The sequence below is a fragment of the Synechococcus sp. PH41509 genome (assembly GCF_020514285.1).
In the GTDB taxonomy this organism is placed as follows: Bacteria; Cyanobacteriota; Cyanobacteriia; order PCC-6307; family Cyanobiaceae; genus Parasynechococcus.
Map to the genome: position 1 here is coordinate 39,350 of NZ_VTLD01000004.1, position 19,699 is coordinate 59,048.

The window sequence follows — 19,699 nt, forward strand, 5'->3', positions numbered from 1 at the left end:
CCATTTTGACAGGCTGGGATGGGATCAGCACCCCCATGCCTGTGCAACTCCATGGACCAGCTCCGAAAGCGATTTGATCAGCTGACATGGCCCGAGGCCAGAAATGCTGCCAGCCGGCCTGGTGCCACGGTGATCTGGCCATTCGGAGCCTGTGAGCAACACGGACCTCACCTGCCGCTGTCGACGGATGCCGTGTTCGCTGAAAGCATCCTTGATTCGGTTCTGCTCGGGCTTGATCCAGCTCTGCCGCTTTGGCGGCTGCCTTGTCAGGTCCTTGGCTTTTCCCCCGAGCACAAGAATTTCTCTGGCACTCTCAGCCTTTCGGCTCCTCTCATTCTGGAATTGGTCGACCAGGTGGGCATCCAATTGGCGGCGATGGGGATGCAACGCCTCGTTCTGTTCAATGCCCACGGCGGCCAAATCGGCTTGTTGCAGGTTGCGGCCCGACAGCTGCGGGCCCGCTGCCCGTCGCTGGCTGTTCTTCCCTGTTTCCTTTGGAGTGGTGTGGAAGGGTTGGCTGAACTGCTGCCAGAAGAGGAGTTGCTCCATGGTCTGCATGCCGGGCAAGCCGAAACCAGCTTGATGTTGCAGCTCGAGCCAGACCTGGTCGGTTCAGACCGCCCTGTGGATGGACTTGTATCGTCTGGCTCCTCCCCGGAGCCGCCGGAGGGGTGGAGCCTCGAAGGAGCGGCACCCTGCGCTTGGCTCACCGACGATCTCAGCGTGTCGGGAGTGATCGGGGATGCTCGTCCGGCATCGGTAGACCTGGGCCGACGCTTGGAGGAACGTCTTATTCGCCATTGGCAGGCGCGTTTTCAGACCCTTATGGCGAGTGACTGGCCCCCCTCCCAAAGCCTGCTCACCAACCCGTCCAACGGCGCGCCCAAGTCCTGAACTTTGGACGCATGTGTCCCCAACTCTTGGGGCTCTGGTTATTGTCGGTCCCACTGAAGTGGTAGCAAGCGTCCTATGACGACCCTCAACGCACCTGAAGCACCTGTGCTGGAGGGCCAAGATGGACTGCCCGATTTCACTACCGCTGCCTACAAGGACGCCTACAGCCGGATCAACGCCATCGTGATCGAGGGCGAGCAGGAAGCTCATGACAACTACATCTCTCTCGGGACGTTGATCCCCGACCAGGCTGAGGAGCTCAAGCGCCTGGCAAGGATGGAAATGAAACACATGAAGGGCTTCACCTCCTGCGGCCGGAACCTGGGTGTTGAAGCTGACCTGCCTTTCGCCAAGAAGTTCTTCGAACCGCTGCACGGCAACTTCCAAGCTGCGCTCAAGGAAGGCAAGGTCGTTACTTGCCTTTTGATCCAGGCTCTGTTGATCGAAGCGTTTGCCATTTCGGCGTATCACATCTATATCCCGGTTGCTGATCCTTTCGCTCGCAAGATCACTGAGGGTGTCGTTAAAGATGAGTACACCCATCTGAACTACGGCCAGGAATGGCTGAAGGCCAACTTCGAAACCAGCAAGGATGAGCTGTTCGAAGCAAACAAGGCCAACCTTCCCCTAATCCGCTCGATGCTGGAAGACGTGGCTGCTGACGCTGCCGTTCTCCACATGGAAAAGGAAGACCTGATCGAAGACTTCCTGATCGCCTACCAGGAAGCTTTGGGTGAAATCGGCTTCACCTCCCGTGATATCGCCCGGATGGCGGCGGCAGCTCTGGCCGTTTAGGCCAGTTCAGGACCCAATTAACGCCGGTTTTTCGACAGGCACGTTGCCGTCGATACCGGTTGGCGTGGGAGCATGGTCCCTCGAGGTGTTCTTTGAGACGTCAGCGGTAGTACATGTTTGGTCTGATCGGACATTCAACGAGTTTTGAGGCCGCTCGCCGCAAGGCAATGGAACTCGGGTTCGATCACATTTCGGACGGAGATCTCGATGTGTGGTGCAGCGCACCTCCGCAGCTTGTTGAGCACGTCGAAGTCACCAGTCCAACGGGCACGACCATTGAGGGTGCCTACATCGACTCTTGCTTCGTGCCCGAGATGCTGAGCCGTTTCAAGACGGCTCGGCGCAAGGTGCTCAACGCGATGGAACTTGCCCAGAAGAAGGGCATCAACATCACCGCCCTGGGCGGTTTTACCTCGATCATTTTCGAGAATTTCAATCTGCTGCAGCACCAGACGGTGCGCAGCACCACCCTGGATTGGCAGCGGTTCACCACAGGGAACACTCACACGGCCTGGGTGATTTGCCGCCAGGTGGAGAACAACGCGCCAACTCTCGGTATCGACCTAAGTAAGGCCAAGGTCGCCGTTGTTGGAGCGACCGGTGACATCGGTTCCGCCGTCTGCCGTTGGCTGCAGGCGCGGACCGGCGTCGAAGAACTGTTATTGGTGGCGCGTCAGCAGCAACCGTTGCTGGACCTGCAACAGGAACTCGGCGGTGGAAGGATCTTGACGCTCGATGAGGCTCTGCCGGAAGCTGATGTGGTGGTCTGGGTGGCGAGCATGCCCCGGACCCTTGAGATCGATCACAACAGTTTGAAGAAGCCTTGTTTGATGATTGACGGGGGCTACCCCAAGAATCTGAATACCAAGGTCGCTGGTGGCGGCATTCACGTCCTGAAGGGTGGAATCGTTGAGTTCTGCCGCGACATTGGTTGGTCGATGATGGCCATCGCCGAGATGGAGAAACCGCAGCGCCAGATGTTTGCTTGTTTCGCAGAGGCCATGCTGCTCGAGTTCGAGCGCTGTCACACCAACTTCAGCTGGGGGCGCAACAACATCACCCTCGAGAAGATGGATTTCATCGGTGCGGCATCGGTCCGCCATGGGTTCAGCACTCTGAACCTCCATCCCAACCTGCAGGCCACTGCCGCCTGACCCCCGGAGAGCCATGCCCCGTCGCCCCCTGCTTGAGTTCGAAAAACCGCTTGTCGAGCTGGAGCAGCAGATTGAGCAAATCCGCCAGTTGGCCAGGGATTCGGAAGTTGACGTGTCGCAGCAGCTGCAGCAGCTGGAGACCCTCGCAGCCCGTCGGCGTCAGGAGATCTTTCAGGGTCTGACTCCCGCCCAGAAGATTCAGGTCGCACGCCACCCGCATCGTCCGAGCACGCTGGATTTCATTCAGATGTTCTGTGACGACTGGGTCGAACTGCATGGAGACCGTCGTGGCAATGACGATCAGGCGTTGATTGGCGGCGTCGGAAGGGTGGGTGATCGACCGATCATGTTGATCGGCCATCAGAAAGGACGCGACACCAAGGAAAACGTCGCACGCAATTTCGGGATGGCCGCTCCGGGTGGCTACCGCAAAGCGATGCGGTTGATGGACCACGCCGATCGCTTTCGCTTGCCGATCCTCACTTTTATCGATACTCCTGGCGCCTATGCCGGACTCGAAGCGGAGGAGCAGGGTCAGGGTGAAGCAATCGCAGTCAACCTGCGGGAGATGTTCCGCTTACGCGTTCCGGTGATCGCCACTGTGATCGGCGAAGGCGGTTCCGGGGGTGCGTTGGGGATCGGGGTTGCGGACCGATTGCTGATGTTTGAGCACAGCGTTTACACCGTTGCCAGCCCTGAAGCCTGCGCCTCCATTCTCTGGCGTGATGCAGCGAAGGCGCCGGATGCAGCGGCGGCTTTGCGAATCACCGGCCGCGATTTATTGGAGCTGGGGGTGGTGGATGAGGTGCTCGAGGAGCCATCCGGTGGCAACAACTGGGCACCGTTGGAGGCCGGCGCAATTCTGCGGGCGGCGATTGATCGGCATCTCGATGAATTGTTGAGCCTGTCGGAACAGGAGCTCCGCGATGCGCGCTACTCCAAATTCAGGGCAATGGGGCGCTTTCTCGAAAAAACGTCACAGGATGTCGAGAAAGCGGCTTAAAGTATCGGGGTTTGCTAACGGTTTTTGCCAACGGCTCTAATTACGGGTGCGAGTCGAGGCATTGGTCGCCGCACAGCCGAACTTCTGGCTCAACAGGGTTGGGACCTTCTGCTGACGGCCCGTAGTGCCGATCAACTTGATCAGCTCGCTTCACAGCTCAGTGAGCAGGGCGTCTCTGTGGCGTTTGCCGCCATTGACCTGACCCAACCCGATGCGATCGCTGCGGCGATGGCTGATTTATTGCAGCGGGGGGCGACCCCTTCGGTGTTGATCAACAACGCGGGTGCCGCTTACACCGGCGACCTTCTGGCCATGCCGCTGGAGCGTTGGCAATGGCTGTTACAGCTGAATGTCACCAGCGTGATGCAAGTTTGTTCAGCAATTGTTCCCTCCATGCGTAAGCACGGCGGACTGGTGATCAACATCAGCAGCCATGCCGCCCGCAATGCCTTCCCCCAATGGGGCGCGTATTGCGTGACCAAGGCTGCTTTGGCCAGCTTCACCCGTTGTCTGGCCGAAGAAGAGCGTGGCCATGGCATTCGTGCCTGCACCCTCACTCTCGGAGCCGTCAACACTCCGCTGTGGGACGCGGAAACCGTACAAAGCGATTTCGATCGTCGTGCCATGCTCTCTGTCGATCAGGCAGCAGAAACACTGGCGAATCTGGCGATGCAACCCAGCAACCAGTTGATCGAAGACCTCACCCTTATGCCGGCCGCCGGCGCCTTCTGAGCGAACACCATGACCTCCACAGTCCCTTTCGTTTCCAACGGCGTCGCCAACGGCAACGGCAATGGCCGCAGCAGCTTGAGTCCAAAGATTTCAGCGCGGATTCGTGAACGCCTGAGAGAAGCAGGTGCGTCTTTCCTGGCCAATGACAACATTGCCGATCACCTCCTGCCTGGTGAATTGGATCAATTGCAGGTTGAAGTTGCAGACAAGGTTCGCGACCTGCTGCGCAGCTTGGTGATTGACATCGAGAACGATCACAACACTCACGAGACGGCGGAGCGGGTCGCCAAGATGTACCTGCAGGAAGTGTTCAAAGGGCGCTATCAGCAGCAACCCAAGGTGGCCAGCTTCCCGAATGTGAAGCAGCTGGATGAGATCTACACCGTTGGACCGATCACGGTCCGTTCCGCCTGTTCCCACCACCTGGTGCCGATCATGGGCAACTGCTGGATCGGAATCAAGCCTGGCTCCCGCGTAATCGGCCTTTCCAAGTTCACCCGCGTGGCTGATTGGGTGTTCTCCCGCCCCCACATTCAGGAGGAAGCGGTGATGATCCTTGCCGATGAAATTGAGAAGCTCTGCGAGCCTCAGGGCCTCGGAATCATCATCAAGGCGCAGCACTACTGCATGAAGTGGCGTGGAGTGAAGGAGCCACAAACCAGCATGGTGAACTCTGTGGTGCGCGGCGATTTCCGCCACGATCCAAGCCTCAAGCAGGAGTTCTTTGAGCTGGTGCGTCAGCAGCAAGCGCTGCTCAGCACCTGATCAGCTCTGAATCAATTCTTCTGTACTGCCTCGACAAGGGCTTGAACCTTGTCGAGGTTTTTCCATCCCGGCCGCTCCTCCAGCCTGCTTGATGCGTCCAGGCCTTGGGGGCTGACACGGCTGAGGAGTTCAGGAACCCACTCCGCACTTACCCCACCTGCCAGCCACCACGGCACCGAGAGCTCGGTTTCACTGAGCCAATCGAGGGGCAACCGGTGGCCGGTGCCGCCGAGTTGATCGGCGCTCCAGGCATCGAGGAGCAGGGCGTTCACGTGGGGGGCGTAGTGCTCCAGTTGCAGGAGATCCTCGGGTTCGCGCACCCGCAACGCTTTCCACCACTGGTGACGCGGATAGCGCTGTTTCAAGGTCTGGCAGCGCTCGCTGGATTCGCTGCCGTGCAGTTGCACCACGGAGGGCTGTCCAGTTCCGCTCAGCGCCTCCTCCAGGGCGGCATCGCCCGGATCGGCCACCACCCAAACCCGATTCAGTGGGGGATGCTGCTTCTCGAGCAACGTGAACAAGGCCCTGCGTTGGGATGGTTCGACATAGCGCGGGGTGTTTTCAACGCCGATCACGCCAATTGCTTGTACTCCCATGCGTGCAATGGCGACGGCTTGCTCAAGGTCGGTGATCCCGCAGATCTTGAGGTCTGGAGTGGGGCGGAGATCACGCAAGGGCTGCACCAATTGCTCTCCCTAGGATCGTGGATGACAGCCCGCGACAGCGGCACACGACGGAATTGGCAGTGGGAGAGGGCTGGCAGGTGCTCAAGATCGGCGGCATTCCACTGCGGCTGCAGCCCAGCTGGTTGTTTGCCGTAGCGATTTTCACCACGTTGTTCCAATCCCGTTATGCCGCCACGGCCTCTCAAACCGTCAGCTGGGGTTTGGGTTTACTGACCACCTTGCTGTTGTTCAGCTCCGTGCTGCTGCACGAATTGGGCCATGCGCTGATGGCCCTGCGGGAAGGGGTGAAGGTGTTGAGCATCACCCTGTTCCATCTGGGCGGTATTGCCCGGGTCGAGAAGGAATGCCCCACCGCCATGGGCAATCTGCGCATCGCGGCGGCTGGTCCGATCGTCAGTTTGTTGCTGGCCCTCGGGATGCTGCTGGGTGCTGCATCTCTTTCCGACACCCAGCCCTTGGCCACGCAGCTGTTGAGCCAGGTGGGGTTGCTCAACTTGATGCTGGGACTGTTCAACCTTTTGCCGGGGCTGCCCCTGGATGGTGGGTTGATCCTCAAGGCCTTGGTCTGGCAGGTCAGCGGCAGTCAGCAGAAAGGCGTTCAGGTGGCTTCGGCGTCCGGGCGGGCCTTGTCGATGCTGATGATCCTGATGGGCGGGGTCCTGCTCTGGCAGGGCTGGGGGATCAACGGAATCCTGTTGATGTTGATCGGCTGGTTCGGGCTGGGTGCCAACCGCAGTCAGACCCAGATGCTGCAATTGCAGAACGTGCTGCGGGAGTTGAAGGTGGAGGCCGCTGCGGGCCGACGCTTTCGCGTGCTGGAGGCGGATCAGACGTTGCGGCGCCTCAGCCAGCTGCGGCTAACCGCCAGCGAGGGGGAGGGACCCGCCGATTGGGTGCTCGTCTGTAAGAGCGGTCGTTGGGTGGGCTGGATTGACGATCAGCCATTGAAGCTCTTGCCGGTGCAGCAATGGGACCAGCAGCGACTCGAGGATCATCTGCGCCCCCTCTCTGAACTGCCCTCAATCGTGTGTTCCGCCTCTCTGGTGGAAGCGGTGCCGGCCGTTGAGAAGGCATCCCAGGGACGTCTTCTGGTGATGAGTGCTGCAGGCCTTCCCTCCGGCACTCTCGATCGTATGGATGTGGGGGATGCGGTGCTGAAGCGTCTGGGGGTGAGCCTCCCCTCCGCGATCCTTGAGGAGGCGCGCAAGCGCAATGGCTATCCCCTGGGGCTGGCGATGCTCCCTCAAATGGTCCAGACGATGCAGGCTCAGAGCTCCGACCAGGACGCCAGTTCGTCGTCCAAATCCTGAGCTTCTTGGGTGTTCAGGGGCTGCATTTGCCAACAGAAGTCAGGCCACGACTGAATCATGCTCTGGCGCAGCTGCTGATCCAGATCCAGTCGGCTGATCTGCGTCGGGGCTACTGCCGGTGCCGCTTCCCCAAACACCTCGGACCAAAGGTCGGCGGGCGGATCCAGCAGGATTTCTCCGTGCTGAAGCAGACGACCGTTCTGCCAGCGCTGGGCGCTGCCGACTCGTTTGACTCCAGATCCATCCACCAGGTCGGCCACCGTTGCACTGGCGAAACAGTTGCTGGCTTCGGCTCCAGCCGGGTCGGATCCGAAGTGCAGCGGTAGACCGAGTCCCTTGAAGCCATCAACCAACCACTGACAGGCCTGGCGGTAGGCCTCCTGGCGACGTCGTGGTGCATCAGGCCAGATCAAGGCGTAGGTGAGACCGCCGGCATGGAGCACCGCCCGACCGCCGCTGGGACGTCGCACCAGGCTGAGGCGGCCGCGACGGGCCAAATCATTCCAGTGGTCAGGCCATTGGCGTTGATGGCGTCCAAGTGAGAGCCAGGGCCCATCCCAGCGGTAAAAACGCAGCGCCGGACCATTGCTCCGCTTCAGAAGCAAGGCATCCAAGGCCATCTGGGTGTGTCCATCTGCTTGCTGGGTGGGAAGCAGGCGCCCGGTTGCGGGCATGCTGGAAGGAAGCATCGATCGCACGCCATGGTGCCCTGGTGGGATGTGCCGATCTTGATTGCCCTCGGTCTGCTGGCGGGGGGGCTGGCCGGGCTGTTGGGGATTGGCGGCGGCTTGATCTTTGCCCCGCTCCTGCTCTGGCTCGATCTCCCGCCCCATCAGGCCCTGGCCACAAGCAGTTTCGCCATTGTGCCCACGGCACTGGCGGGCACCATCACTCACCTGCGCCAAGGGCGGGTACCGACACGGCCCGGGCTCGCCATCGGCTTGGCGGCCTTTGGCTCGGCCCTGTTGTTCGGTGGCCTGGCTGGCTTTGCGGCGGGATGGATGCTGTTGGCGATGCAGACATTGATGTACATCGTGCTGGCGTTCTGCGTTCGGGAACGGGCCGAGGAAGATGCAAGCGACGACGTCGATGACAGCAGCGCACCGCAGTTGGCTGGTGTTGGTTGCATCGCCGGCTGGACCGCCGGGATGTTGGGCCTAGGCGGGGGGCTGGTGATGGTGCCGCTGATGAGCGGTCCGTTATCCGTACCGATTCATCAGGCCGTGCGGCTCAGCACGGTAGCGGTGCTCTGTTCAGCCAGCGCAGCGTCTCTGCAGTTCCTGCATGAGGGCCGCGGGGTTCCTCTGATGGGGTTGCTGCTGGGTGGGGTGGCGGCCATTGCCGCCCAGTGGGCAGCCAGCCGTCTCGATCAATTTGACGCAGCTCTTCTGGTGCGCTGCCTGAAGGGTCTCGCCATCATCCTGGCGATCGACAGCTCAAGGCGGGCCCTGCAGCTCTTGCTGAGCTGAATGGCCATCTGTTCATCAGTTCAGTTCAGTAACGACCAGAACCCTGCATCGAGTTCGTAACCCAGGGCTGCAGCCATCTGGGAGAGGTTGCCTCGCATCGGCCGTCCCAGCTGCTGTTGGCAGAGGTCGTCCAGCAGCATCAAGCGATGCGTCACCCAGAGCTCCAAGGCCTCAGGATCAAAACGCAGGCCTTCGCTGCGGCTGAAACTGTGGGGCACCACCAGGGCGACATGGCGGATCAGGCTGCCCTGGTCGCGTTCAAGCAACAGTGGCAGCCAAGGGAACCGTGCATCCGCCCGCAGGGCCCAGAGGCGAGGTTCCGGACATTCCGGTAGTTCGCGCGGGTCATCCTGGGCTCGGGGCCAGTCGAAACGGAGCTCGAGCACTGGCCCTTGGCCGAGCAGTGTGTTCAGCGGCTGATCGCTCCAGATCTCCAGCGGCCGCAGATCCAACGACCGGATTGCAGGGGCATCGATCAGAACCGAATCCATGGGCTGGTGTGACAGGCCTTTGCGAATGATGGCCTGCAGCCCCTCCCTCGGAGAAGAATGGGAGCGTTTGATGCATGGTTCCCATGGAAACCCTTCTCTCTGCACCTGAGGTGTTCATTGCCCTCGTGGTGGCTGCCCATGCCGCTGTTCTGGCCCTGCGTCTCTCCATCAGCCTCTACGAAGCCTGATTTCAATCGGCTCGTGATATCCACGGGCGTGGAGCTGGTCTTGGCACCGTCAACGGATTGCGTTAAAAGCGGATGTTCGTGCTGATGCGGTGACCGCCAGTCAGGCTCAAAGTTCAGCTCCTCGCACGGATGCAGCCACCATGGCTGCATCAATTCAGCGGCAGACCGACCAACAAGAACTGCAGTGCAGCCTTCTCGCCCTGGCTGCCAAGGCAGGGCTGGTTTTGTTGGGCTGTGTGAGCTTGATTCGCTTGTCGGTGGCCTATCAGGAACGGATGGACCGTCACAGTGAAATTTCGGCGGTGGTGTCCATCGAGACGGCCAAATTGGACGCGCTGCAGCAGCGGTTCGATCGTCTGTTCAGTATTGGAGGAGAGAAGCGCCTGATCAGCGAGCAGGATCAGTGGATCGGTCCCAATCGCTTACGTGTGATCTGGCGCTGAGATTCGTGACCAGCGGCGTTGGGATTGAGTGATGACCGGCAGACTGACAACCTTCCTGGCCCTGTCTTGATGTCCACGCCCGGCACCGTTCTGATCACCGGCACCACCTCAGGTGTCGGCCTGAATGCCACGCGCGCTCTGGTGAAGCGGGGCTGGACGGTGATCACTGCCAACCGCAGCCCGCAGCGAGCAGCGGCTGCCGCTGATGAGTTGGACCTTCCCAAAGAGCGGCTTAAGCACGTCTTGATGGATCTGGGTGATCTCGACAGTGTCCGTCGCGCGGTGGATGCCCTGCCGGAGCGTCTGGATGCTGTGGTCTGCAATGCGGCGGTCTACAAACCGAAACTGAAGCAGCCGGAGCGCTCTCCCCAGGGTTACGAGATCTCGATGGCCACCAACCATTTTGGCCATTTTCTGCTGGTGCAGCTGCTTTTGGGTCGGCTCAAGACGTCCACCCACCCCTCCAAGCGGGTGGTGATCCTGGGCACCGTGACCGCCAACTCCAAGGAACTGGGGGGCAAGATTCCCATCCCTGCGCCGGCGGATCTGGGGGATCTCTCCGGGTTTGAGGGCGGTTTCAAAGACCCCATCGCCATGGCCAGTGGAAAGCCGTTCAAGCCCGGCAAGGCTTACAAAGACAGCAAGCTCTGCAACATGATCACCACCCAGGAGCTGCACCGCCGCCTGCACGGAGACACGGGAATCACCTTCACCTCGCTCTACCCCGGCTGCGTGGCGGATACCCCGTTGTTCCGCAACACGCCCAAGGCCTTTCAGACGATCTTCCCCTGGTTCCAGAAGAACATCACCGGCGGCTACGTCTCCCAGGCTTTAGCCGGAGAACGGGTGGCAGATGTGGTGGCCAATCCGGACTTTGCTGAATCCGGTGTGCACTGGAGCTGGGGCAACCGCCAGAAGAAGGATGGTCAGCAGTTCAGCCAGGAACTATCCGACAAGGCCACCGATCCGGAGACGGCCCGGCGGGTTTGGGAGTTGTCCATGGCCTTGGTGGGTTTGGCCTGAGCCTGACCAGCAGGGGGCTAAAAGCTTGCTTGCTCGCATTGGCTCTCTATCCAGGCGATGAGCCTCGTAGCGCTGGTTTGATTGAGGTGGTAGTGGCCTAGAAATTCGATTTATTTCTCTGGAGTGCAATCACATTCAGGATCACACTCCAGGAAGGGCTGAAGTTAATGGCCAAGTTGGGCTAGTTTTATTTCTTCAGGACGCAGAAATAACCTCTTCAGTCGAAGCCCAGCAGGTCAAAGATTTCGCGGTCTTTGAGGGATACGGCCTCTAGGGGCTCTACCTTGTCGAGCATGTTCTGGGCTAACCGCAGGTATTCATTGCGCACAGCTTCCACTGCCTCATCGTCATCATCCATTTCAAAGATGGTGCATTTCTTCAGCCTCGACCGTCGAATTGCATCCACATCCCTGAAATGGGCCATGGTGCGCAGACCGGTGCGTTCGTTGAACTTGTCGATCTGATCAGTGTCAGCAGAGCGGTTCGCGACGACGCCGCCCAGCCTCACCTTGTAGTTCTTGGCTTTGGCCTGAATCGCCTGAACGATGCGATTCATCGCGAAGATCGAATCGAAATCATTGGCCGTCACGATCAGGCAGTAGTTGGCGTGTTGCAGCGGGGCGGCAAAGCCACCACACACCACATCGCCGAGTACATCGAAGATCACCACATCGGTGTCTTCCAGAAGGTGATGCTCCTTGAGCAGCTTCACGGTCTGTCCGGTGACGTAACCGCCGCAGCCCGTTCCTGCTGGTGGGCCACCACTCTCAACGCACTGCACACCATTGAAGCCAGTGAAGACGAAATCCTCCGGTCGCAGCTCTTCGCTGTGGAAGTCCACCTCCTCGAGGATGTCGATCACCGTCGGCACCATCTTGTGGGTGAGGGTGAAGGTGCTGTCGTGCTTGGGGTCGCAGCCGATCTGAAGCACCCGCTTGCCCAGTTTTGAGAAGGCGGCTGAAAGGTTCGATGAGGTGGTGGATTTGCCGATTCCACCTTTGCCGTAGACGGCAATCACCAGGGTCTCCTCCTGGATGTCCAGTGCTGGGTCCTGGTGGACCTGAACACTGCCTTCGCCGTCCGCCGGTCGCGTCAGAGTCGTGGTCATTCAGCGACCTGTGCAAGAGAAGTCATTTTCATTCAACAGCAGCAGATGTGCAGTGGTTGGTTTTCACTAAGAAATGAAAGATCTTGTCCCTGGCTGGGCAGCAAGCTCAGAATTTCTTTCAATTAAATAAAAAGAAATGAGTGCAATTGCTCATGCCTTGAAGTGGGCTTTGGCGTCATAGAGCGTTTCGCTGCTGATCTCCCGACAGCCCACATCGCGGGCGTAAGCCTCGGTGTTGCGACGCACCTTGCCCCGTACGAAGAAGGGGATCTTCTTCAGTTCGGCTTCCCCATCGGCTGTCCATTGCAGACAATCTTGGCCGTCCTCTGGGACGTCGCTCAATGCGGAGATGTCGGCTGCTCCGGCACCACCGGCATGGCCTAAATGGCTCTGGTGGCCATCCACGAATTCGAAGTCGTGGCGGAACATTCCGATCAGGTGTTCCTCTAGTCCCATCATCAGCGGATGCACCCAGTCGTCGAAGATCACGTTTGCCCCTTCCCAGCCCATTTGGGGGCTCATCCGGGCCGGCACGTCTTGAACATGCATCGGCGTGCTGATCACGGAGCAGGGAATCCCCAGCCGCTTGGCGCTGTGTCGTTCCATTTGTGTTCCGAGCACCAGTTCTGGCGCTGCCTCGGCCATGGCGGCTTCCACTTCTAGGTAGTCGTCACAGATCAAGGCCTCCAGACCCAGGGCCTTGGCGGCCGCCCGGACGGGCCTGGCCATCTCCCGGCTATAGGTTCCCAGCCCCACGACGCTGAAGCCCAGTTCCTGGCTGCAGATCCGTGCTGCTGCAATGGCATGGCTGCCGTCGCCGAAAATGAACACCCGCTTGCCGGTGAGGTAGGTGGAGTCCACAGACTCCGAATACCAAGGCAAGCGTGAGCGTTTATAGCCTTCGTCAGCAGCGGGTGCCTCGAGCCCCAGCAGGGTGTGCACTTCGACGAGGAAATCGTGGGTGGCGCCCACACCGATCGGTACCGTTCGACTGAAGGGCATGCCGAAGTTGCGCTCCAGCCAGCTGCAGGTGGATTCGGCCACCTCCGGATAAAGGCAAACGTTCAGATCGGCATCGGGGATGCGCTTCAGATCGTCCACCCCCGCACCGAGCGGTGCCACCACGCCCACATCGATGCCGTGCAAGGTGAGCAGCTTCTGCACCTCCAGCACGTCGTCGCGGCAGCGGAAACCGAGCAGAGACGGCCCCAGTAGGTTCACCCGGGGTCGACGGCCCTCCTGTTTCCATGCCTGGGGGGCATGGTTGATGTCTGTGGGGACCTGCGCCTTGAGCAGGTTGCGGATTAATTGATAGAAGGTCTCCGCAGCTCCCCAGTTCTCTTTCTTGCTGTAGGCCGGCAGCTCAAGATTCACGACCGGCATGGTCAGATCCATGCCCTGGGCCAGGGCGCCCGGTTGATCCTGAATCAACTCCGCGGTGCAACTCTCACCCACCAGCAGGGCATCGGGTTGGAAGCGGTCCACGGCTTCGCGCACATGCCGTTTCACCAGTTCTGCGGTGTCACCCCCGAGATCTCGGGCCTGGAAGGTGGTGTAGGTGACCGGCGGACGTTGCCCGCGCCGCTCAATCATCGTGAACAGCAGGTCGGCGTAGGTGTCCCCCTGGGGGGCATGGAGCACGTAGTGCACGCCGTGCATCGAGGCGGCGATGCGCATGGCCCCCACATGGGGTGGCCCTTCATAGGTCCAGAGCGTTAGTTGCATGGGATCAGGCGTGCACGGTTTGGTCGGGGTTGCTCGGATGTAGGCCGGGTCGAATCATTTGCCGGCGACGCAACGGTCTGGAAAACAGTTCCGCCAGGTCTCCAGCTTGGTCGATGCCGTGAATTGGGCTGAACACCAATTCGATCGACCATTTGGTGGCGATGCCTTCGGCCTCCAGCGGATTGGCGAGGCCCATGCCACAGACAACAAGGTCCGGTTGGCTGGCGCGCACCCGGTCCAGCTGTTGCTCCACGTGCTGCCCCTCCATCACTGGTGTGTCGTCGGGGAGCAACGCCAGCTCAGCGGCCATCTGTTCACGGTTCAGATAAGGCGTTCCCACCTCCACCAACTCCATGCCGCATTCGCGTTGTAGGAAGCGGGCTAGGGGCAGTTCGAGTTGGGATTCGGGGAGAAGAAAGATCCGCTTGCCCTCCAGCACGGCGCGGTGGCGGGCCAGGGCGCTTTGGGCCCGTTCCATCAACGGATCGAGCACTGCGGCGATCCGCTCGTCCGGGAGATGGAAGGCATTGGCAGCAGCCTCCATCCAACGGCGACTGCCTTCGGCTCCCAGGGGAAATGGGGCCGTGAGCACCGTGGCGCCGCGATCGCTCAGCAAGCGGGCGGTTTCGGTGAGAAAGGGTTGGGTGAGTAGCACCGTGGTTCCCGCTCCCACCCCAGGCAGGTCAGTCGATTGCCGCGGAGGCAGGCTGTGAATTGTCTCGATGCCCATCCGTTGGAACAGGTGAATCAGCCTGTCTTCCACGGCATCGGCGAGGGTGCCCACCAGTAGCAACTGCCGCTCGTCGCTAGCGGGGAGCAATGGAATCAGCGCCGCCAGCGCCCCGTCTTCTCCTTGGGTAAAGGTGGTTTCAATGCCGCTCCCGGAGTAATTCACCACCCTCACTCGGCCGGAGAGCTCGTCGTTCAGCCGTTCGGCGGCCCGGGCTAGATCCAGCTTGATCACTTCGCTGGGGCAAGAACCCACCAGGAAAAGCGTGCGGATCTCGGGACGGCGTTGCAGCAGTTCCTTGCAGACGCGATCAAGCTCGTCGTGGGCATCGGCGAGGCCGGCCAGGTCCCGTTCGTTGAGAATCGCAGTGCCGAAACGGGGTTCGGCAAAAATCATCACCCCAGCGGCGCTCTGGATCAGATGGGCGCAGGTGCGGGATCCCACCACTAGAAAGAAGGCATCTGGCATGCGCCGATGCAGCCAGACGATCGAGGTGAGACCACAGAACACCTCCCGTGGTCCTGATTCCTTTAAGAGGGTGGGCCCGGCCATGGCCGCTCCATGCGACGTTCACCCCTCAAGGTGCAAAAGATTGGGGCTTGGATGCCAAACCCAGCGCAAACTCTTCGGGATCAGGCCTGGCCGCCAGAGCTTGCTTTGCGATCAAAGGCGGCGGCGGAATCCGTCGTAACGCTCTGAACGGTCGCTCTCCTCTGTTTTGCTCAAACGCCAAACGTTGCGGCTGACCCGACGGGCAACGAGGCCGCCGCGTTCCGCCCGTTCCGTTCCCGGTCGGGCTCCAAGAAGCATGCTCACTTCCGCCGTGGTCAGGGGGGCACCTGTTTCGATGGCCAATGCAGTCAGCTCTAGGCGTTGACGCAGCTGACGCAGACGATCTCTGTCTTCATTGCCTGATGCCTCCAGCCAGGGCAGATCCACCTGCCCATCCTGCGCGAGGCGTTGCATCAGGCCGAAGCTCACCATCCCAAGGGCTTGATCAGCATTGAGATCAACTGGTTTTAAAGAAGACTGCTCAGTCATTGCAGGATCTCGAGAGGTTTTCTGGACGGTATCGGCTGTCTTTCAAGGTGCAAGACCGCTGGCCCTAACTCTTTGATGGACCGTTTGCCCCGGATTCGTCCGGTACACTCCCCGCCATGACCCGTTTTGCCAGCTTCGATGCTCGGGAGCGGCGACGCGGCGGTAGTGCTCTCGTCACCGGGACTGAGGTGACCTCCCAGCAGGGAGGGGCAAGTTGTGTTGTCACGACGGATTCTGAGTCTCCCCGGCTGCTTCGCCAAAACAGCCAAGTGCAGTCGATCGAACTGCGCACCCACGTGTTCATCGACTCGCTGCAACCCCAACTTGCGGCCTACATGGGGTCGGTGAGTCAAGGATTCCTGCCCATTCCTGGAGACGCCTGCCTCTGGATGGAGGTTTCTCCGGGCATGGCGGTTCACCGCGTCACCGACATTGCTCTGAAAGCCAGCAATGTTCGCCTCGGCCAGATGGTGGTGGAGCGGGCTTTTGGTTCGATGGCCCTCTATCACCGCGACCAGAGCACTGTTCTCCATTCCGGAGATGTGGTGCTGGAAGCGATTGGCAGCACCATTGAGCAGCGTTCTCCAGCAGAGGTGAGCTGGACCGAAGTCATTCGAGCGATCACGCCGGACCACGCCGTGTTGATCAATCGCCTGAACCGACGGGGTTCCATGATTGAGGCCGGGATGAGCATGTTCATCCTGGAGACTGAGCCGGCGGGGTATGTGCTGATTGCTGCCAACGAGGCTGAAAAATCCTCCAATATCACTTTGGTGGATGTGAAAGCGGTGGGTGCCTTTGGACGCCTCACCCTGGCGGGGCGTGAAGGTGATGTTGAGGAAGCGGCGGCAGCTGCGATGCGCGCCATCGACAATGTCAACCGCAACGCAAGATTGCGCTGACCGCTCTGCTCGCTAATCGTTGAACTCAGTTCAGGCCAAGAAGTTGGCGTAATTGAGGAGCCAGAGCCCGTGCTGCTTTGCCACGACTGCCCAGTCGGCTGAGTTGTGCCGGGTTCAGTTCGCCATAGGTGCAACGGGCTTCACGCACCCAGAGCAAGGATTCAAAACCGCCACCTGGGTAGGCCGGTGCGCTGAGGAGCTCCCCCCAGCAAATGCCCTCTGCCGCCGCTCTGCACGTCCCTGTGGGGTCGCTCAGCACCATCGTGCTGCGGAAGCAGGCGCTGCGATAAAGGGACGGGCCAAGCTCCGCAAGGATTCTCTGCACTTTGGCGTCGTTGCCTTCGGCATATCGGGCGGAGAACAGTCCAGGCGCGCACTGGAGTGAATCAACTTCAAGCCCTGAATCGTCTGCGAGGGCCCAACCTTGGGTTCGCAGTGCTGCTGCAGTGGCCTTGAGCTCGGCGTTTTCCCGGTATGTGCTTCCCGTTTCCTCAACGTCCAGATCGTCGGGTTGACGCTGAACATGAATGGGAAGTGGACCCAGCATGGCCTCAATTTCAGCAACCTTGGTGGGGTTACCCGTGGCAATGGTGAGCTGAAGCGACAAGGGGGCCAACAAATGAGGGCCTCCATTGTGCGGGCTGATTGGGGGGTAGGACTTAAAAATCTCTGGATTCGACCAAGCAACACGCATTTGGGTTGAACATTCCACCCCTCAGCAAGGCTTTGGGAGCGTGTCGCAGGGTGAAGCTATGGAGTTTCACCGCACTCGACAACGACTTGTGCGGATGTGATCACAGGAACCACCACAGCAGACCGGAACAGTGAGGCACTGCGTGATAAGCCAAGCTTATTTAGTTCACTATGGACAGTGATCAAGAAAGTCTTCCAAATCGCTTGACGGGAAGGGTTCCGGCAAAGCAATGTCCCGAGCGAACATTCCACCTCTTTTCCCGGTAGGCAATGGCTAACGAAACCATGGGCATCGCCCTCGGCATGATCGAGACCCGCGGTCTGGTCCCCGCCATCGAGGCAGCTGATGCCATGACCAAGGCTGCCGAAGTGCGCCTGATTGGTCGCGAGTTCGTCGGTGGCGGTTACGTCACCGTTCTGGTGCGCGGCGAAACCGGTGCTGTGAACGCTGCAGTGCGTGCTGGTGCTGATGCTTGCGAGCGCGTCGGTGACGGCCTGGTTGCTGCTCACATCATTGCCCGCCCCCACCGCGAAGTGGAGCCTGCACTGGGCAACGGCAACTTCCTTGGTCAGAAGGACTGAGATCTTCCGCTGAGCCTCTGACGAGGCACGCGAACGTCTCACCCTCTTCACCGACCTAACGGAGTTTTCCCATGAGCAAGAAGTACGACGCTGGGGTCAAGGAGTACAGGGATACCTACTGGACTCCTGATTACGTCCCCCTCGACACCGACCTGCTGGCCTGCTTCAAGTGCACCGGCCAAGAAGGTGTGCCCAAGGAAGAAGTTGCCGCTGCTGTGGCCGCTGAATCCTCCACCGGCACCTGGTCCACTGTGTGGTCCGAGCTCCTCACCGATCTCGACTTCTACAAGGGCCGTTGCTACCGCATCGAAGACGTCCCTGGTGACAAGGAGTCTTTCTATGCCTTCATCGCTTACCCCCTCGACCTGTTCGAAGAGGGTTCCATCACCAACGTTCTGACCTCCCTGGTCGGCAACGTCTTCGGTTTCAAGGCTCTCCGCCACCTCCGTCTGGAAGACATCCGCTTCCCGATGGCGTTCATCAAGAGCTGCTACGGCCCGCCGAACGGCATCCAGGTCGAGCGCGACCGGATGAACAAGTACGGCCGTCCCCTGCTGGGTTGCACCATCAAGCCGAAGCTCGGCCTGAGCGGTAAGAACTACGGCCGTGTTGTCTATGAGTGCCTGCGCGGCGGTCTGGACTTCACCAAGGACGACGAGAACATCAACTCCCAGCCCTTCCAGCGTTGGCAGAACCGCTTCGAATTCGTTGCGGAAGCTATCAAGCTGTCCGAGCAGGAGACCGGTGAGCGCAAAGGTCACTACCTCAACGTGACTGCCAACACTCCCGAGGAGATGTATGAGCGCGCTGAGTTCGCCAAAGAACTCGGTATGCCAATCGTCATGCACGACTTCATCACCGGTGGCTTCACAGCCAACACCGGTCTGTCGAAGTGGTGCCGCAAGAACGGCATGCTCTTGCACATCCACCGCGCCATGCACGCGGTGATCGACCGTCATCCCAAGCACGGCATTCACTTCCGCGTTCTCGCCAAGTGTCTGCGTCTGTCTGGTGGTGACCAGCTCCACACCGGCACCGTGGTCGGCAAGCTGGAAGGTGATCGTCAGACCACCCTCGGCTACATCGACCAGCTGCGCGAATCCTTCGTGCCCGAAGACCGCAGCCGCGGCAACTTCTTCGATCAGGACTGGGGTTCCATGCCTGGTGTGTTCGCCGTTGCTTCCGGCGGTATCCACGTCTGGCACATGCCCGCACTGGTCGCCATTTTCGGTGACGACTCCGTGCTGCAGTTCGGTGGTGGTACCCACGGTCACCCCTGGGGCTCCGCTGCAGGTGCTGCTGCCAACCGTGTGGCCCTCGAGGCCTGCGTCAAGGCACGCAATGCCGGTCGCGAGATCGAGAAGGAAAGCCGGGACATCCTCATGGAAGCCGGTAAGCACAGCCCTGAGCTGGCCATCGCTCTCGAGACCTGGAAGGAGATCAAGTTCGAGTTCGACACCGTCGACAAGCTCGACGTTCAGAACTGATCGTTTCTTCGGCCGGTTGATGGAACCGGCCACCCCTTTTTCTTAAACCCAGGATCCCCATGCCTTTCCAGAGCACCGTGGGTGACTATCAAACAGTCGCCACCCTGGAGACCTTCGGCTTCCTCCCGCCGATGACCCAGGACGAGATCTACGACCAGATCGCGTACATCATTGCCCAGGGTTGGAGCCCGCTCGTTGAGCACGTCCATCCCAGCAACTCCATGGCCATCTATTGGTCTTATTGGAAGCTCCCCTTCTTCGGTGAGAAGGATCTGAACGTTGTCGTCAGTGAGCTCGAGGCTTGCCACCGCGCATACCCCGATCACCACGTACGCATCGTCGGTTACGACGCCTACACCCAGAGCCAGGGTGCCTGCTTCGTGGTCTTCGAAGGACGCTGATCCTTCGGACCCATGGTTCTGAGCCCTGACCTGATCAGGGCTCCAGCTTTTTTCGGAGGGGCAAGTGCCCTTCCACC

Annotated in this window: 23 protein-coding genes; 15 read left to right on the forward strand and 8 right to left on the reverse strand. The window is 60.2% G+C overall.

The features are described 5' to 3' along the window. Window positions 1–51: 51 nt before the first annotated feature. From FZZ88_RS01090 to folE, 6 genes are all read left to right on the forward strand, one after another. Window positions 52–894 carry a creatininase family protein gene (locus FZZ88_RS01090; protein WP_166016880.1) on the forward strand — a complete coding sequence of 281 codons (843 nt, stop codon included), beginning with the start codon at window positions 52–54 and terminating at the stop codon, window positions 892–894. Between the two features lie 75 nt (window positions 895–969). After that, on the forward strand, window positions 970–1,689 hold the full coding sequence (locus FZZ88_RS01095; RefSeq protein ID WP_166016879.1) for an aldehyde oxygenase (deformylating): 720 nt from the start codon (window positions 970–972) through the stop codon (window positions 1,687–1,689). A gap of 113 nt (window positions 1,690–1,802) precedes the next feature. Next, window positions 1,803–2,843, forward strand: a complete 1,041-nt coding sequence (locus FZZ88_RS01100) for a long-chain acyl-[acyl-carrier-protein] reductase (protein ID WP_166016878.1) — start codon at window positions 1,803–1,805, stop codon at window positions 2,841–2,843. 13 nt (window positions 2,844–2,856) lie between these two features. Further along, window positions 2,857–3,846 carry an acetyl-CoA carboxylase carboxyltransferase subunit alpha gene (locus FZZ88_RS01105; protein WP_115023910.1) on the forward strand — a complete coding sequence of 330 codons (990 nt, stop codon included), beginning with the start codon at window positions 2,857–2,859 and terminating at the stop codon, window positions 3,844–3,846. A 24-nt stretch (window positions 3,847–3,870) separates the two neighbouring features. Further along, a complete protein-coding gene (locus FZZ88_RS01110) occupies window positions 3,871–4,578 on the forward strand; it encodes an SDR family oxidoreductase (protein ID WP_166016877.1) in 708 nt (235 codons plus the stop codon). Window positions 4,579–4,587: 9 nt separating this feature from the next. Beyond that, the gene (folE, locus tag FZZ88_RS01115; RefSeq protein WP_166016876.1) at window positions 4,588–5,343 is read left to right on the forward strand and encodes a GTP cyclohydrolase I; all 756 of its coding nucleotides are present in this window, start codon (window positions 4,588–4,590) and stop codon (window positions 5,341–5,343) included. Window positions 5,344–5,354: 11 nt separating this feature from the next. On the opposite strand, the gene FZZ88_RS01120 is transcribed toward folE, so the two are convergent. Next, entirely contained in the window at window positions 5,355–6,017 is a 663-nt protein-coding gene (locus tag FZZ88_RS01120; RefSeq protein WP_166016875.1) for a phosphoribosylanthranilate isomerase, read from the reverse strand. A gap of 71 nt (window positions 6,018–6,088) precedes the next feature. Here FZZ88_RS01120 and FZZ88_RS01125 point away from each other — a divergent pair, with 71 nt between their 5' ends. Further along, window positions 6,089–7,339: a site-2 protease family protein gene (locus tag FZZ88_RS01125; RefSeq protein WP_166016963.1), complete on the forward strand. Its 1,251-nt coding sequence runs from the start codon at window positions 6,089–6,091 to the stop codon at window positions 7,337–7,339. Here the strand turns inward: FZZ88_RS01125 and FZZ88_RS01130 are convergent. Beyond that, the gene (locus FZZ88_RS01130; RefSeq protein WP_166016964.1) at window positions 7,297–8,013 is read right to left on the reverse strand and encodes a lipoate--protein ligase family protein; all 717 of its coding nucleotides are present in this window, start codon (window positions 8,011–8,013) and stop codon (window positions 7,297–7,299) included. The two genes, FZZ88_RS01125 and FZZ88_RS01130, sit on opposite strands and share 43 nt — an antisense overlap. Window positions 8,014–8,040: 27 nt before the next feature. On the opposite strand from FZZ88_RS01130, the gene FZZ88_RS01135 reads away from it, so the two are divergent. Further along, window positions 8,041–8,808 carry a sulfite exporter TauE/SafE family protein gene (locus tag FZZ88_RS01135; protein WP_166016874.1) on the forward strand — a complete coding sequence of 256 codons (768 nt, stop codon included), beginning with the start codon at window positions 8,041–8,043 and terminating at the stop codon, window positions 8,806–8,808. Window positions 8,809–8,828: 20 nt separating this feature from the next. On the opposite strand, the gene FZZ88_RS01140 is transcribed toward FZZ88_RS01135, so the two are convergent. Beyond that, a complete protein-coding gene (locus FZZ88_RS01140; RefSeq protein ID WP_115023902.1) occupies window positions 8,829–9,299 on the reverse strand; it encodes a CRR6 family NdhI maturation factor in 471 nt (156 codons plus the stop codon). Window positions 9,300–9,382: 83 nt separating this feature from the next. Between FZZ88_RS01140 and psaM the strand changes: the two genes are divergently transcribed. The 3 genes from psaM to FZZ88_RS01155 all read left to right on the forward strand — a co-directional run bounded on the left by psaM (window position 9,383) and on the right by FZZ88_RS01155 (window position 10,953). Then, window positions 9,383–9,487, forward strand: coding sequence for a photosystem I reaction center subunit XII (gene psaM / locus FZZ88_RS01145; protein WP_170951253.1), 105 nt, complete (start codon window positions 9,383–9,385; stop codon window positions 9,485–9,487). 140 nt (window positions 9,488–9,627) lie between these two features. Next, window positions 9,628–9,930 (forward strand): hypothetical protein, encoded by a 303-nt coding sequence (locus tag FZZ88_RS01150; RefSeq protein WP_166016962.1) that lies wholly within the window; start codon window positions 9,628–9,630, stop codon window positions 9,928–9,930. A gap of 69 nt (window positions 9,931–9,999) precedes the next feature. Continuing rightward, the gene (locus FZZ88_RS01155) at window positions 10,000–10,953 is read left to right on the forward strand and encodes a protochlorophyllide reductase (RefSeq protein WP_166016961.1); all 954 of its coding nucleotides are present in this window, start codon (window positions 10,000–10,002) and stop codon (window positions 10,951–10,953) included. Window positions 10,954–11,170: 217 nt separating this feature from the next. Here the strand turns inward: FZZ88_RS01155 and bchL are convergent, their stop codons facing one another. The 4 genes from bchL to FZZ88_RS01175 all read right to left on the reverse strand — a co-directional run bounded on the left by bchL (window position 11,171) and on the right by FZZ88_RS01175 (window position 15,557). Then, the gene (gene bchL / locus FZZ88_RS01160) at window positions 11,171–12,061 is read right to left on the reverse strand and encodes a ferredoxin:protochlorophyllide reductase (ATP-dependent) iron-sulfur ATP-binding protein (RefSeq protein ID WP_115023898.1); all 891 of its coding nucleotides are present in this window, start codon (window positions 12,059–12,061) and stop codon (window positions 11,171–11,173) included. Window positions 12,062–12,211: 150 nt separating this feature from the next. After that, window positions 12,212–13,786: a ferredoxin:protochlorophyllide reductase (ATP-dependent) subunit B gene (locus FZZ88_RS01165; protein WP_166016873.1), complete on the reverse strand. Its 1,575-nt coding sequence runs from the start codon at window positions 13,784–13,786 to the stop codon at window positions 12,212–12,214. A gap of 4 nt (window positions 13,787–13,790) precedes the next feature. Beyond that, a complete protein-coding gene (locus tag FZZ88_RS01170; protein ID WP_115023895.1) occupies window positions 13,791–15,068 on the reverse strand; it encodes a ferredoxin:protochlorophyllide reductase (ATP-dependent) subunit N in 1,278 nt (425 codons plus the stop codon). A 111-nt stretch (window positions 15,069–15,179) separates the two neighbouring features. Continuing rightward, the gene (locus FZZ88_RS01175) at window positions 15,180–15,557 is read right to left on the reverse strand and encodes a hypothetical protein (RefSeq protein WP_166016872.1); all 378 of its coding nucleotides are present in this window, start codon (window positions 15,555–15,557) and stop codon (window positions 15,180–15,182) included. 116 nt (window positions 15,558–15,673) lie between these two features. Here FZZ88_RS01175 and FZZ88_RS01180 point away from each other — a divergent pair, with 116 nt between their 5' ends. Continuing rightward, complete coding sequence (locus tag FZZ88_RS01180) at window positions 15,674–16,459, forward strand: BMC domain-containing protein (RefSeq protein WP_166016871.1); 786 nt, start codon at window positions 15,674–15,676, stop codon at window positions 16,457–16,459. 25 nt (window positions 16,460–16,484) lie between these two features. Here FZZ88_RS01180 and FZZ88_RS01185 read toward each other — a convergent pair whose 3' ends face one another. Next, window positions 16,485–17,066: a non-canonical purine NTP pyrophosphatase gene (locus FZZ88_RS01185; RefSeq protein WP_166016960.1), complete on the reverse strand. Its 582-nt coding sequence runs from the start codon at window positions 17,064–17,066 to the stop codon at window positions 16,485–16,487. Between the two features lie 356 nt (window positions 17,067–17,422). On the opposite strand from FZZ88_RS01185, the gene FZZ88_RS01190 reads away from it, so the two are divergent. From FZZ88_RS01190 to FZZ88_RS01200, 3 genes are all read left to right on the forward strand, one after another. Continuing rightward, complete coding sequence (locus tag FZZ88_RS01190) at window positions 17,423–17,734, forward strand: BMC domain-containing protein (RefSeq protein ID WP_006169870.1); 312 nt, start codon at window positions 17,423–17,425, stop codon at window positions 17,732–17,734. A gap of 71 nt (window positions 17,735–17,805) precedes the next feature. Next, window positions 17,806–19,221: a form I ribulose bisphosphate carboxylase large subunit gene (locus tag FZZ88_RS01195; protein WP_115023888.1), complete on the forward strand. Its 1,416-nt coding sequence runs from the start codon at window positions 17,806–17,808 to the stop codon at window positions 19,219–19,221. 59 nt (window positions 19,222–19,280) lie between these two features. Then, the gene (locus FZZ88_RS01200; protein ID WP_115023886.1) at window positions 19,281–19,622 is read left to right on the forward strand and encodes a ribulose bisphosphate carboxylase small subunit; all 342 of its coding nucleotides are present in this window, start codon (window positions 19,281–19,283) and stop codon (window positions 19,620–19,622) included. Window positions 19,623–19,699: the final 77 nt, after the last annotated feature.

What these genes read in the sequence shown, in the direction of transcription:
- FZZ88_RS01140 (WP_115023902.1), bottom strand. Translation starts at nt 9,299, where the DNA reads ATGGATTCGGTTCTGATCGATGCCCCTGCAATCCGGTCGTTGGATCTG.
- FZZ88_RS01130 (WP_166016964.1), bottom strand. Translation starts at nt 8,013, where the DNA reads ATGCCCGCAACCGGGCGCCTGCTTCCCACCCAGCAAGCAGATGGACAC.
- FZZ88_RS01175 (WP_166016872.1), bottom strand. Translation starts at nt 15,557, where the DNA reads ATGACTGAGCAGTCTTCTTTAAAACCAGTTGATCTCAATGCTGATCAA.
- psaM (WP_170951253.1), top strand. Translation starts at nt 9,383, where the DNA reads ATGGAAACCCTTCTCTCTGCACCTGAGGTGTTCATTGCCCTCGTGGTG.
- bchL (WP_115023898.1), bottom strand. Translation starts at nt 12,061, where the DNA reads ATGACCACGACTCTGACGCGACCGGCGGACGGCGAAGGCAGTGTTCAG.
- FZZ88_RS01135 (WP_166016874.1), top strand. Translation starts at nt 8,041, where the DNA reads ATGGTGCCCTGGTGGGATGTGCCGATCTTGATTGCCCTCGGTCTGCTG.
- folE (WP_166016876.1), top strand. Translation starts at nt 4,588, where the DNA reads ATGACCTCCACAGTCCCTTTCGTTTCCAACGGCGTCGCCAACGGCAAC.
- FZZ88_RS01170 (WP_115023895.1), bottom strand. Translation starts at nt 15,068, where the DNA reads ATGGCCGGGCCCACCCTCTTAAAGGAATCAGGACCACGGGAGGTGTTC.
- FZZ88_RS01095 (WP_166016879.1), top strand. Translation starts at nt 970, where the DNA reads ATGACGACCCTCAACGCACCTGAAGCACCTGTGCTGGAGGGCCAAGAT.
- FZZ88_RS01165 (WP_166016873.1), bottom strand. Translation starts at nt 13,786, where the DNA reads ATGCAACTAACGCTCTGGACCTATGAAGGGCCACCCCATGTGGGGGCC.
- FZZ88_RS01200 (WP_115023886.1), top strand. Translation starts at nt 19,281, where the DNA reads ATGCCTTTCCAGAGCACCGTGGGTGACTATCAAACAGTCGCCACCCTG.
- FZZ88_RS01180 (WP_166016871.1), top strand. Translation starts at nt 15,674, where the DNA reads ATGACCCGTTTTGCCAGCTTCGATGCTCGGGAGCGGCGACGCGGCGGT.
- FZZ88_RS01100 (WP_166016878.1), top strand. Translation starts at nt 1,803, where the DNA reads ATGTTTGGTCTGATCGGACATTCAACGAGTTTTGAGGCCGCTCGCCGC.
- FZZ88_RS01090 (WP_166016880.1), top strand. Translation starts at nt 52, where the DNA reads ATGGACCAGCTCCGAAAGCGATTTGATCAGCTGACATGGCCCGAGGCC.
- FZZ88_RS01190 (WP_006169870.1), top strand. Translation starts at nt 17,423, where the DNA reads ATGGCTAACGAAACCATGGGCATCGCCCTCGGCATGATCGAGACCCGC.
- FZZ88_RS01195 (WP_115023888.1), top strand. Translation starts at nt 17,806, where the DNA reads ATGAGCAAGAAGTACGACGCTGGGGTCAAGGAGTACAGGGATACCTAC.
- FZZ88_RS01105 (WP_115023910.1), top strand. Translation starts at nt 2,857, where the DNA reads ATGCCCCGTCGCCCCCTGCTTGAGTTCGAAAAACCGCTTGTCGAGCTG.
- FZZ88_RS01150 (WP_166016962.1), top strand. Translation starts at nt 9,628, where the DNA reads ATGGCTGCATCAATTCAGCGGCAGACCGACCAACAAGAACTGCAGTGC.
- FZZ88_RS01155 (WP_166016961.1), top strand. Translation starts at nt 10,000, where the DNA reads ATGTCCACGCCCGGCACCGTTCTGATCACCGGCACCACCTCAGGTGTC.